Genomic DNA, 12,909 nt, shown 5'->3' on the forward strand with positions numbered 1-12,909 from the left:
GATCAGTTAGCTGTTAACTGAATTAAGTATTTCCTTTACAACTTCTCTTTCATCAAAATGTATAGTCTCATTTTTTAATATTTGATATGTTTCATGACCTTTTCCAGCAATGACTATTACATCTTCTTTTTGAGCAATAGATATAGCCTTCTTTATAGCTTCTTTTCTATTTTCAATTACAATATAATTTTCTTTTTCTAATCCTGCTTGAATATCTTTAATAATATCTATTGGTTCTTCACTTCTTGGATTATCTGAAGTTATTATTGTGACATCTGCAATATCTGTTGATATTTTTCCCATTTGAGGTCTTTTCACCTTATCTCTATCTCCGCCACAACCAAATATGGAAATTAATCTTCCTTTAGTAAATGCTTTAGCTGTTTTTAATATATTTTCAAGACCATCTGGAGTATGTGCATAATCAATTATTATTTCATAAGGAAGATTGTATTCTGCTCCAACTCTTTCGCATCTTCCTGGTACAACAGCCTTTTTAATACCCTCTTTTATACTTTCAATTTTTATACCTACTTTAAAGCATGCTCCAATTGCACCTAATGCATTATAAATATTATATTCACCTGGTATATTTAATATAAATGCTTCCTCTTTATCAAGATTAACTTTAAACTTAATATTTCTACTTCCCATTTCTTCGCCTATTGCTTTAAATGTCGAAGTTGCCTTTACTGAAAAAGAAAATATATTTTCTGAATTTAACTTATTTAAATCTGAAATTACTTGTTTTCCATAATTATCGTCAATATTAACGACTTTTATTCTTGCCCTTTCAAACAATTTAAACTTTGCTTTGTAGTAATTTTCAAAAGTTTTATGAAAATCCAAATGATCCCTTGTTAAATTTGTAAAAATACCAACTTCAAATTTAACTCCATATACTCTATCTAATTCTAAAGAATGTGAAGAGACTTCCATTACACAGTATTCCACACCCTTATTTACCATCTCAGAAAATAATTCCTGTAACTCTAAAGATTCTGGTGTGGTTCTTTCTGTATGAATTTTTTCATCACCTATGTAATTAGCTATAGTACCAATTAATCCAACCTTTTTATTATCTGCTTCCAAAATCTCTTTAATCATAAAAGCTGTTGTAGTTTTCCCATTGGTTCCTGTCACACCAATTATTTTCATTTTATCACTAGGATTATCATAATAATTAGCTCCCATTAAAGCTAATGCTTTTCTTGTATCACTGCTTTTAATAACAGTAATATCATTGTTTCTTATTTCTACATCATCTTGAATAACTATAACCTTAGCTCCATTTTCAATAGCTTTATCTACATATTTATGTCCATCTGTTGAATATCCTTTAATGCAAATAAAAATATCAAAAGCTGCAACCTTTCGACTATCATAATTTATTTTATTAATATCAAGATCAATTTCACCTTGAATAATTTCGTAGTCCAATCCTTTTAAGATAGATTTCAAATTCATAACATTCCCTCTCCTAACTGTCCCTATTATTTAAAAAAATATAGCATGTGAGCATTTTCCCACATGCTAGTATTTCGTCATTAGTCTTGTTTACTTTAACTTAAAGAAAATTTATTCATAATCTAAATAAAATAATTATTAAACTTATAACAGTTTTATTAATTTTAAAAATAAGAGTTAATTTTTAATCCTTATATTCTGAACTTAATTCTAATTTAACTGTTGTTCCTTTAGATATGAATTCGCCTGCTGCAATATCTTGGTCTGATATCATTCCACTTCCTTCAAAGGCAGGAACTATTCCAAGATTTTTAAGCAAGGCAGCTGCATCTTCTTTTGAATATCCTCTAACATCTGGCATTGCAACAGTATTATTATAAGTCGCTTCACCAGTTGTGTAAAGATTTATTTTCTCGCCTTCCTTTACTGAATATCCTGGATATGGTTTTATATCTACTATTGTTTCTCCAGTTCCATCAATATTAAAATCTAACTTTACATTGCTCAATGCTTTTTTTGCATCTGCAACTTTCATTCCTCTAATTTCTGGTATAACTACATCTTTAGTAATTTGTCCTAAATTCTCTTCAGCAAATTTACTATTTAAATAATTAAATATATCTGTAAATAATGTTTTTGCTGGTGGTACAGCAACCTGAGACGCATAATATATTCCATCTTTACGAGGTTCATCAACTGTTATCATTATTGTTACCTTAGGATCACTAACTGGAGCCATTCCAACAAAAGAAGATATATATGCTCCATCTTGATACTTTCCATTAACAACCTTTTGAGCAGTTCCTGTTTTTCCTCCAATATGATATCCTTCCATGAAAGTTGCTGTTCCAGAGCCTGCAGTTACAACTCTTTCAAGATAACTTCTCAATTCTGCCGTCTTCTCAGTGCTAGCTACTGTAGTTGTTTTTGGCTTAAAAGTTTCATCAACTATTTTAACATCACTATCATCATTATGTGTTATTTCTTTCATTACATGAGGTTGAATTAATGTCCCCCCATTTGCAACAGAATTAAAAGCTGCCATATATTGAACAGAATTAACTGTATTTGTTTGACCGAAAGATATTGTTGCAAGGTCTGCATCCGAAACTTTTCCTACTGATTTAACAATTCCTTTTGCTTCACCAGGCAAATCAATTCCGCTAGCCTGACCAAATCCAAATTTGTTAATAGACGCACATAGTTTATCTTTTCCAATCAAAGCTCCCAATTCCATAAATCCTACATTACAAGAATTTTGAATTATATCAGGGAATACTTGAGGACCATGTCCTTCTGGTCTCCAACATTTTGGATGAATTCCACCAACTGCTAATGAACCACTGCAGAAAAATTTTGTATCTTTGTTGACAACATTTTCTTCTAACCCAGTGATTGCTGTTATTACCTTAAATATTGACCCTGGTTCAAAAGTATCATTTACAAGCCTGTTTCTCCACATTTTATTAGTGTCACCATCAAATTTCTCTTTTCCATCAAATGGCTTATTAGGATCAAAATCCGGTTTATTGACCATAGCCAAAACTTCCCCTGTTTTAGGATCCATAACTAACACTGATACTGCCTTGGCTTGTGTATCAGAATATGCCTGTTGCGCTGCCTTTTCTGCAAAGTTTTGTATGTTTTCATCAATAGTAAGAGAAACGTCTTTACCTGGAACTGGTGATGTAAACTGAGATATAGTATAAGGTAAATCTCTATTTACACCATCAAGTTCAGTAATCTTTCTTCCTGGAATTCCAGATAAATATGAATTATACTGAAGCTCTATTCCATTTAATCCTTTATTATCAGCATCAGTATTTCCAAGTACATGTGCTAAGAAATTATTGTTAGGATAATATCTTTTTGTGTCTGGAGATACCAAAACACCATTTATATTAAGTTCCTTAACTTTGTCAGCTTGTTCTTTTTCTATTCTTCTTATAAGTGTTGCAGATCCTGCCATTAATCCATTCGGAAGCTTTGTTTCGAGTTTTTCTTTTACTTTTTGAACATCTAAATCTAATGCTTTTGCTATTACAGGAGCAATATCATCTGTAGTTAGTCCCTTATCTTTTGTAGGAAGAGGTATACCGACACTCTTCATCTTTTCAGTTTCTTTTGAAGGTATTTGAGTCAAATTCCTATCCAGATATTTTCTAATAGCATTTAAATCAAAATCAACTCTATAAACATTTGCAGATACTGCAAGTTCTTTACCATTCCTATCTAAAATTCTTCCTCTTATTGCGTCAATTTTAACTTCACTAGTCCATTGTTCCTCTGCCCTAGCAGAATAATCAGCCTTTTTTACTATCATTATATAAGATAATCTAATTGTTAAAAGAGCAAAAACCAATGTCAGCATAATAGCTGAAATGCTCATCCTTTGCCGCATTTTTGCTTTATCTTTATAATTTTTCTTTTTCAACGCCTACTTCCCCCACGTACTTTCTTTTACATAATCATATTCAAAAAAAATAATTCTTATTACATAATTTTTAAAACTTATATTATTTTTAATAATAATTATTTTTGCTATACTATATATTTTTATCAATATTACTAATTGATAACTATTACGAAATAAAATAATAAGTCATTAATGCAGCATATGATTTAAGTCACGTCATAAAATACTTCACCTATAAAAATATAAATAAACTTTTTTTGACATAACTCAAAATAAATGGCATACTAACTTATTACTTTATGATTATACCTAATTATTTAATTAAACTTAGTAATTTAGAAAATAAATTTGTTTCTTTTGTATTGTTATCAGATACATTAGATTTTAAGTCCGTAAAATAATTTTGTGAAAAATCAATTTTCATTGTTTCATCCTTTTTAGGAACAACCATAGATAATTTATTAGATGCATTTTTCTCTATGTTATTTAAGGATGAGTATTTTAGCAATTTAACTTTTAATGCTTCATTTGCTTCTTCCGTTTGTTTAATTTGACTATTTAAATCTGTAACCTGCTTTTGCATGTTATAAACCTTACTATCTCCCGAAATAGTAATAAATCCCAAGCTAAATATAACTATTGCTATAGATAATACATATTTCCTATCATTTTTTCTTTTATTCCTCAATAGTATATTTTTATTTTGAAGCTTTTTTCTTCTTTGTATCTGTTTATATTTCCTATCAGGTTTTTGTACTCTCTTTTTTCTCTCTGGTGCTAATGCCGTATTTCCCTTTATATAATCATACTGTCTTCTCGCCATATTATTCACATCCCAACTCATTTATAACATATAAAATAGTAATTATAATTTCTCAATTATTCTAAGCTTAGCGCTTCTGCTTCTTGGGTTTTCCTCAATTTCTTTTTCAGTTGGTGCTATTCCTTTTTTTGATATCACCTTAACTAATGGCTTTTTCCCACAAACACAGACTGGAAATTCCTTTGGGCAAGTACATGGATTTTCTAATTCTCTAAACTTTAATTTAACTATTCTATCCTCCAAAGAATGGAAAGTTATAATTGCCATTCTTCCTCCTTTATTTAGTCTATTTACACCATCTTCTATTGTCTTATTTAATATTTTTAATTCTGAATTAACTTCTATTCTAATTGCCTGAAAAGTTCTTTTAGCTGGGTGAGGCCCATCTCTCCTCATCTTAGCTGGAATTGCAGCTTTTATAATATCTACAAGCTCAAAAGTTGTTTCAATAGTTTTTTGTGATCTTCTATTCACTATAAAATTAGCAATTCTTTTTGCAAACCTTTCTTCTCCATAGTCCTTTATTATTTTATATAATTCATCTTCAGAATAATTATTTATAATCTCATGAGCAGAAAAATCATTATCTCTATTCATTCTCATATCTAGAGGAGCATCCTGCATATAACTAAAACCTCTTGAAGCTTCATCTAATTGATATGATGAAACTCCTAAATCAGCTAAAATCCCATCAACTTTTTCCACATCTAATTCTGTCAAAATGCTATCTATATTATAAAAATTATTATGAACATATTTTACGTTTTCATAATTTTCAAGCCTTTTTTTAGCCGCAGAAAGAGCATCTTTATCTTGATCAATACCAATTAGCGTCCCTTCTTTAGATAAATTGGCTACAATTTGAGATGAATGACCTGCACCTCCTAAAGTGCAATCAACATAAATACCATTTTCTTTTATATCTAATGCTTCTATACATTCATTTAATAATACTGATACATGTTTAAATTCCATAATAAAAACTCCTTATATTCCTAAATCGTTCATTTTTTCTGCTATAGAATCAAAATCAATATTTGATTCATTATAGTTATTCCACTTTTCCTTGCTCCATATTTCTACTCTAGTTAACACTCCAATACTTACTATGTCCTTTTCTATTCCTGCATATTCTTTTAAATTTTGTGGAATCAATCCTCTTCCTTGTTTGTCTAATTCAACTTCACAAGCCCCAGAAAAAAAGAATCTTACAAAGGCTCTCGCATCTTTGTTAGTTAAAGGTAAAGTTTTTAGTTTCTCTTCTAATATTTTCCATTCATCAAGTGGATAAGCGTATAAACAGCCATCAAGACCTTTTGTAATCACAAATGTATTACCAAGACCTTCTCTAAGTTTTGCTGGAACAATTATTCTATTCTTAGGATCTAACCCATGTTGGTATTCACCAATAAACATTATTCTCAGCTCCTGTTTTATACAAATTTAAAATTCCACTCTATTTTTAACCACTTAACACCACTTCTAACCACTTTTATATCTATTCTATAAAAATATAGTATTTCCTTCTTAAAATCAAGCTTTTTTTATAATTATTCAATTTTTTTTATAAAGAGGTAATTAATTCACCTATTCCCATTGTATTTATTACATTTTATATATTGATTCTCAACCAAATTTCCAGCAGTCTATACTTTTAAAATAAACCTCTTAATGTAAATTTTGTATTAGTATTATATTAAATTTGTATTTATTAACCTTTAACCTTTACAGTTACTAATTCCAATGTTAAAAATAAAAAAGCAAAACCATGTATATAATAATTCACATGATCTTGCTTTACATATTATATTTATTAATATTTATATTCTAAGAGAATATTAAAACAATTAATCTCTTAATGTAGCACCAAGTTTATATTCTAAGGATCTTAATATTTTTTCATGAACTTTATTAACATCTTCATCTTTTAATGTTTTATTTTCATCTCTGTATGCTATTGCATAAGCAATACTCTTTTTACCTTCTGGAATTTGCTTTCCTTTATATATATCAAATAATTCAACTTTTTCTACTAAATTTCCGCCAGCTTTTCTAATAGTTTCGTCAATTTCTTGAACTAATACAGCATCTTCAACAAGCAGCGCTATATCTCTTGTTACCGCTGGGAATTTAGGTAATGGCTTATACTTCTTATCCATATTTGAACTTTCATATAAGAAATCTAAATTTAACTCAGCTACAAAACAAGGAACATCAAGTCCATAATTTTCGCTAACAGCCAAATGAACTTCTCCCAAAGTTCCAACCACATTTTTTCCTATAACAAGCTTAGCTGTTTTTCCAGGATGGTAACTTACATTTTCACTTTCTCTTTCATATTTGCTATTCTTAATTCCAAGACCTTCTACTATATTTTCAACAGCACCTTTAAGATCTAAGTAATCACAATCACCATACATACCAATAGTTAAAATATTCTTTTCTGTTGGAAGTTTATTTTCCTCTTCATTCTTTATATATACTTTTCCCATTTCAAATAATCTTACATAAGAATTATTTCTAGAATAATTTCTTCCTAATGATTCCATCATTGAAGGAAGTGTTGATGTTCTCATTACACTATAGTCTTCACCTAATGGATTTTTTATTTTAACTACATTTCTAAGATCACTATCTGCAGGTAAATTTATCTTATCGAATACCTTTGGAGATACAAAAGAATAACTTATAGATTGATTTAATCCACTTCCAGTTGCAAGCATTACAACTCTGTTATCTAAAACACCTTTTCTATATCTTGGTTCTCTATCAGTAGAAACACTAAATATTGTTGTTGGAATAATATCATATCCATATATTCTTGCAATTTCTTCAGCTATATCTTCTCTAATTGCAATATCAACTCTGAAGGTTGACGCCGTTACAACTAAATTATCTCCATCAATTTCAGTAAATAAATCAACACTATCTAAACATCTTTTCATTTCTTCTTTAGTTATATCTGTACCTAAGAATGAATTTACCCATTTAGAATCTACAACTACTTTCCCAGCTTCTTTTTTCTTTGGATAAATATCAATAGTTCCTTCCATTACATCTCCCGCTTCTAATTCACAAATCAAGCTACAAGCTCTGTTTATTGCAATTTCAGCTAAATTAGGATCAATATCTTTTTCAAATCTGCTTGAAGCTTCACTTCTTAAATTTAACTTCTTAGAATTAACTCTAATGTTTGTTCCATCAAAGTTAGCACATTCAAAAATAACTTCAGTTGTATCTTCTTTTATTTCTGAGTTTAATCCACCCATGATTCCAGCAAGACCTACTGTTGTATCACTATCTTTTATGCAAAGCATAGTATCATCTAATATTCTTTCTACTTCATCCAAAGTAGTAAACTTTTCATCAGCCTTAGCTCTTTCAACTACAATTTTATTAGTTGTAATTTCTCTTTTATCATAAGCATGCATTGGCTGACCAATTTCAAGCATAACGAAGTTTGTAATATCAACTAAATTATTTATTGGTCTAATTCCTGCTTCAAGAAGTCTTTCCTGCATCCATCCTGGTGATGGTTTAATCTTAACATTTTTAATTCCTCTTGCCATAAATCTTGAACAAAGTTCATCTTTAATTTCAACTTTTAATTCATCTGCAATGTTAGCTGAATTTGAAACCTTATATTCTAAGTTTGGCATTTTATATGTTGTTCTAAGTGCTGCAGCAGTTTCTCTTGCCATACCAACAATACTTAAACAATCCGGTCTGTTTGAAGTTATTTCAAAATCTAAGATCGCTTTATTAAGGCCTAAAACATCTTTGATGTCTGCTCCAAGAACAGTATCAGCTGGTAAAATCATTAATCCATGCACTGGCTCATCTCCAGCAATTCCAAGTTCTTCTTCAGAACAGAACATACCATTTGATACTTCTCCTCTTAGCTTTCCTTTTTTAATTTTAGTTCCATCTGCAAGTGTTGATCCATGAAGTGCAACTGGTACTATATCTTGTTCCTTCATATTTGTTGCAGCTGTAACTATTTGTATCTCTTCACTGCCTATATTAACTTGGCAGATGCTTAATTTTTCTGCATCTGGATGCTTTACTATTTGTGTAATCTTTCCTGTAACTACTTTATCAATTGTATCACCTTGAATTACAAGCTCTTCAAGTTGTGAACCAGTTAAAGTTAATTTGTCTCCTAACTCTTTAGGACTTACATTTATTTCAACATAATCTTTAAGCCAATTATATGGTACTTTCATATTTTTTCCTCCTCATTTATAGATGCAGATTATTTGCGCTTAAATTTAGAAGCAAACTCATTCAAACCCGCATTATTTCCAAATATTCTAAAGAATATATATTGTTAAGAACATTTATAGAAAACTTATTTATAGATTTTAGAATTGATCTAAAAATCTAACATCACTTTCATATAATAATCTTATATCATCTATTCCATAGTTTAGCATTACCATTCTATCAACACCGAATCCAAATGCAAATCCGCTATATACTTCTGGATCAATTCCACAATTTCTAAGTACATTAGGATGTACCATACCACAACCTAGTAATTCTATCCATCCGCTTCCTTTACATACTCTGCATCCTTCTCCTCCACAAACGAAGCAAGTTGCATCCATTTCTGCTGATGGTTCAGTAAATGGGAAGTGATGTGGTCTGAATTTAGTTTGAACCTTATCACCAAACATCTTTTTAGCAAATAACTCTAAAGTTCCTTTTAAATCTGCAAAAGTAACACCTTTATCAATAACTAAACCTTCCATTTGATAAAATATAGGTGAATGAGTAGCATCAACAGAATCTGATCTATACACTTTACCTGGAGATATCATTTTTATTGGTGGTTTTTGATTTTCCATAGTTCTAATTTGAACTGGTGAAGTTTGAGTTCTAAGAACTATATTATCATTAATATATAAAGTATCTTGCTCACTTCTTGCCGGATGATCTTTTGGAATGTTTAAAGCTTCAAAATTGTAATGATCAAATTCAACTTCAGGCCCCTCTTCGATTGTAAATCCCATTGAAATAAATATTTCTTCCATACTTTGAAGTGTTAAATCTAGAGGATGTCTTTTCCCTATGATTTTCTTCTTTCCTGGAAGTGATATATCTATAGTTTCACTAGCAAGTTTAGCTTCTCTTTCTTTATCTTTTATGCTTTTTATAGTTGCATCTAATTTTTCTTCAACTAAAGCTTTAGCTTCATTGACTAACTTACCAACTAGTGGTCTTTCTTCTGGAGATAATCCTCCCATGCTTCTTAATATTGTAGTAAGTTCACCTTTTTTTCCTAAGAACTTAACTCTAATTTCTTCTAATTCACTGCTTTTTACAGCTGTTTCAATTTGTTTTAATGCAAGTTCTTGTAATTCTTTAAGTTTTTCTTTCATAACTGTTCTCCTTTCAGCAAATTCAATTGAAATTAATCTTAATTTGAAATAAAACTAAACTTCTAAATTGATTTTATTAATTAATTTTTTGTATAAAAAAATCGCCCCCTAATAAAAAGGGACGAATTAATCCGCGTTACCACCCTAATTGGAGCCTAATTAAAAATATCAAGCTTCCCAACTCAATTAACATTAACGACTTTTCTTGCCGCTAGCTACTACTACAATTTCACAGCCAGAACTCCTGAGCGAACTTCAATATTATACAACTTAAGAAGGCTTGCAGTCCATGACCTTCTCTCCCTTAAAATCTTTTTAATATCTACTTTCTCATTCACAGTTTTTAGTTATTAAATTAATACAACTTATTATACAAGCAAAAAATAAAAAATTCAATAGTTTATTTCATTTTTATCTATAAATTTACATGTATTAAGTTAGCTCATAAATTAAAATTTTCATGGAGATTAAGAGATCTTAATCCATTCAGTTTTTAATATTCCATATTCGTAGGTATCCTTCCAAATAGGTTGATCATTTTCATCCTTAAAGAAATATATATTTTCTTTTAAACAGCCTTCTCTACGCATTTTTAATCTTTCTAAAAGCTTCCATGAATTTGGATTTTTAGGATCACAATGAGCTGTAATACGTCTAGCATTAAGTTCTTTAAAAGCATAGTCCATAACTTTTATACAGCTTTCAGTTGCATAACCAGCTTTTTGATATGAACCATTGAATACATACCCAATTTCCCAAGTATCAAAATCTCTTTTAGCAAAATATATATTCCCAATTAATTTATTAGTACTTTTTAAGCACACCGCTAAGAACGCAGAATCTGTAGTTCTTCTCAAAGCTTCTTCTTTACACTCTTTTTCCGAAAAGGGTTTATATGGTTCAAATTTCAATACTTCTTCATCACTAAGATATTCATATAAATCTTCCCAATCCTCAGCTTTAAATTCTCTTATAATTAGTCTTTCAGTTTCCAATTCCTTCATTTTACTCCTCCGTAGCTCATTATACTCCAGTAATTCTATAACTATGTTTATTACTTTTAAATTTTATTGTATTAAAAGCATAAAATTGTTATATACAATGTGGCTTTCTTTTTTCACTCTGGTTGATCTATTGACCAAAAATATTCTTTCCAAAAACATACGTCAATCATAATAATACCATGCTTTGTAATATGTTTCCATAAGTATACCCAACTTATTTCTTATTAAATAAATAATTACATTTTTATACTAAAGTGGTAAATATAAAAAGGACAGATAATTTCTCAGAAAAGAAATCATCTATCCTTTACAAAAAATATATTAAACTTACGATTTTTCCATTCTATCCTGTCTTATCTTTTCATACATAATGACAGAAGTGGCTATAGCAACATTTAGCGATTCAGCATTTCCTGGCATTGGTATCTTAACCTTTGTATCTGCTAATTCAAACACTTCCTCACTTACACCATTGCCTTCATTTCCTACCGTTAAAATAACTTTTCCACCCAAATCTTCTTGGAAGAAATCCTTATCTGTTTCTAATGATGTTACCACTAATTTAAATCCTTGATCCTTTAATTTTTTTACTAAGGATAAACTGTCATCATCATAATGAATAGGAATATAAAATATTGACCCCATAGTTGATCTAATTGCCTTTTCATTATATATATCAACTGTTCCTTTAGTCAATATTATCCCCTGAACCCCTGCTGCATGGGCTGTTCTAATTATGGTACCTATATTTCCTGGATCTTGTAGTTTGTCACAAAGCAAATAAAAGTTCCCATCTAAATTCATAGGTTTTATATTCATATTTATAACTGCAAGTATTCCTTGAGGATTTTCTGTTGAAACTAATTCTTTAAACAAATTATCACTAACCTCATATATTTTTACTTGATCGGTTAAATAACTTGTTAGAAACTGATCTATTTTTTCACTACCATCTTTAGTGACAATTAAGTAATCTACATCTACATTTGCTTTAAAAGCTTCTTGAACCAATCTAAAACCTTCAATTATATATTTGCTGCTTTTATTTCTATTTTTTCTCTCTTTAAGTTTTTTTGTATTTTTAAATAAATTATTATCCTTACTTTCAATGAATGCCAAAGTCTTACACCTCAAAACTATTTAACTTTTCTACCTATCATACTTTCAAATTTACTTAAATATTCACTTGAACCAAGTGCCACCAAAACATCAGTCTTCTTGATTACATAATCTGCAGAAGGAGACACATTAATGTTATGTTCATTTTTTACAGCAACAACATTTATCCCATAATCTGCTCTTATTCTTATATCTTTTAATGATTTATCATACCATTCTTCTAGGGGCTGAATTTCCATCATACTATATTCTGAAGATAATTCTATAAAATCTATTATATTTGAAGCCACTAAATTATGCGCCACTCTTATTCCCATATCCTGTTCTGGTAATATAACCCTATCTGCACCAATTTTATATAATACTTTTGCCTGCAAATCACTAGTACCTTTTGCCACTATATATTTTACACCTAATTCTTTAACTAAAAGAGTAACCATAATACTAGATTGAATATTACTTCCAATAGTAACTACTGCTACGTCAAAATTTCTAATCCCTAAAGTTTTTAATGCATTTTCATCAGTTGCATCCATTTGTACCGCATGAGTTACATTATCAACAATTTCTTGAATTTTATCTTCATCAGAATCAATAGCTAATACATCATGCCCTAAGTTGTATATAGTTTTAGCTATTGAAGTACCAAATCTCCCAAGTCCAATTATAACAAATTGTTTTTTTGCCATGTTAATT

At 29.5% G+C, this 12,909-nt stretch carries 10 protein-coding genes and 1 other annotated feature; all 10 genes read right to left on the reverse strand.

What is annotated here, in order from left to right; translation table 11 throughout:
* Window positions 1-6 precede the first annotated feature (6 nt).
* Window positions 7-1,467 carry a UDP-N-acetylmuramoyl-L-alanyl-D-glutamate--2,6-diaminopimelate ligase gene (locus tag GXK56_RS15255; RefSeq protein ID WP_160688883.1) on the reverse strand — a complete coding sequence of 487 codons (1,461 nt, stop codon included), beginning with the start codon at window positions 1,465-1,467 and terminating at the stop codon, window positions 7-9.
* Window positions 1,468-1,651: 184 nt separating this feature from the next.
* Window positions 1,652-3,901 carry a stage V sporulation protein D gene (locus GXK56_RS15260; RefSeq protein ID WP_160688885.1) on the reverse strand — a complete coding sequence of 750 codons (2,250 nt, stop codon included), beginning with the start codon at window positions 3,899-3,901 and terminating at the stop codon, window positions 1,652-1,654.
* 295 nt (window positions 3,902-4,196) lie between these two features.
* Window positions 4,197-4,727, reverse strand: a complete 531-nt coding sequence (locus GXK56_RS15265) for a cell division protein FtsL (protein WP_202127896.1) — start codon at window positions 4,725-4,727, stop codon at window positions 4,197-4,199.
* Window positions 4,728-4,748: 21 nt separating this feature from the next.
* Complete coding sequence (rsmH, locus tag GXK56_RS15270; protein ID WP_160688889.1) at window positions 4,749-5,681, reverse strand: 16S rRNA (cytosine(1402)-N(4))-methyltransferase RsmH; 933 nt, start codon at window positions 5,679-5,681, stop codon at window positions 4,749-4,751.
* A gap of 12 nt (window positions 5,682-5,693) precedes the next feature.
* Complete coding sequence (mraZ, locus tag GXK56_RS15275) at window positions 5,694-6,122, reverse strand: division/cell wall cluster transcriptional repressor MraZ (protein WP_160688891.1); 429 nt, start codon at window positions 6,120-6,122, stop codon at window positions 5,694-5,696.
* Window positions 6,123-6,553: 431 nt separating this feature from the next.
* Window positions 6,554-8,932 (reverse strand): phenylalanine--tRNA ligase subunit beta, encoded by a 2,379-nt coding sequence (gene pheT / locus GXK56_RS15280; protein WP_160688893.1) that lies wholly within the window; start codon window positions 8,930-8,932, stop codon window positions 6,554-6,556.
* A 138-nt stretch (window positions 8,933-9,070) separates the two neighbouring features.
* Window positions 9,071-10,090, reverse strand: coding sequence for a phenylalanine--tRNA ligase subunit alpha (pheS, locus tag GXK56_RS15285; protein WP_160688895.1), 1,020 nt, complete (start codon window positions 10,088-10,090; stop codon window positions 9,071-9,073).
* Between the two features lie 114 nt (window positions 10,091-10,204).
* Window positions 10,205-10,437: a binding site (T-box leader), on the reverse strand.
* A 120-nt stretch (window positions 10,438-10,557) separates the two neighbouring features.
* Entirely contained in the window at window positions 10,558-11,094 is a 537-nt protein-coding gene (locus tag GXK56_RS15290) for a GNAT family protein (RefSeq protein WP_160688897.1), read from the reverse strand.
* A 327-nt stretch (window positions 11,095-11,421) separates the two neighbouring features.
* Window positions 11,422-12,213: an RNA methyltransferase gene (locus GXK56_RS15295; protein WP_160688899.1), complete on the reverse strand. Its 792-nt coding sequence runs from the start codon at window positions 12,211-12,213 to the stop codon at window positions 11,422-11,424.
* A gap of 17 nt (window positions 12,214-12,230) precedes the next feature.
* Window positions 12,231-12,902: a TrkA family potassium uptake protein gene (locus GXK56_RS15300; protein WP_160688901.1), complete on the reverse strand. Its 672-nt coding sequence runs from the start codon at window positions 12,900-12,902 to the stop codon at window positions 12,231-12,233.
* Window positions 12,903-12,909 lie beyond the last annotated feature (7 nt).

The sequence above is a fragment of the Clostridium sp. C2-6-12 genome (genome assembly GCF_009928485.1).
GTDB lineage: Bacteria > Bacillota > Clostridia > Clostridiales > Clostridiaceae > Clostridium.

What these genes read in the sequence shown, in the direction of transcription:
- GXK56_RS15255 (WP_160688883.1), bottom strand. Translation starts at nt 1,467, where the DNA reads ATGAATTTGAAATCTATCTTAAAAGGATTGGACTACGAAATTATTCAA.
- GXK56_RS15265 (WP_202127896.1), bottom strand. Translation starts at nt 4,727, where the DNA reads ATGAGTTGGGATGTGAATAATATGGCGAGAAGACAGTATGATTATATA.
- rsmH (WP_160688889.1), bottom strand. Translation starts at nt 5,681, where the DNA reads ATGGAATTTAAACATGTATCAGTATTATTAAATGAATGTATAGAAGCA.
- mraZ (WP_160688891.1), bottom strand. Translation starts at nt 6,122, where the DNA reads ATGTTTATTGGTGAATACCAACATGGGTTAGATCCTAAGAATAGAATA.
- pheT (WP_160688893.1), bottom strand. Translation starts at nt 8,932, where the DNA reads ATGAAAGTACCATATAATTGGCTTAAAGATTATGTTGAAATAAATGTA.
- pheS (WP_160688895.1), bottom strand. Translation starts at nt 10,090, where the DNA reads ATGAAAGAAAAACTTAAAGAATTACAAGAACTTGCATTAAAACAAATT.
- GXK56_RS15290 (WP_160688897.1), bottom strand. Translation starts at nt 11,094, where the DNA reads ATGAAGGAATTGGAAACTGAAAGACTAATTATAAGAGAATTTAAAGCT.
- GXK56_RS15300 (WP_160688901.1), bottom strand. Translation starts at nt 12,902, where the DNA reads ATGGCAAAAAAACAATTTGTTATAATTGGACTTGGGAGATTTGGTACT.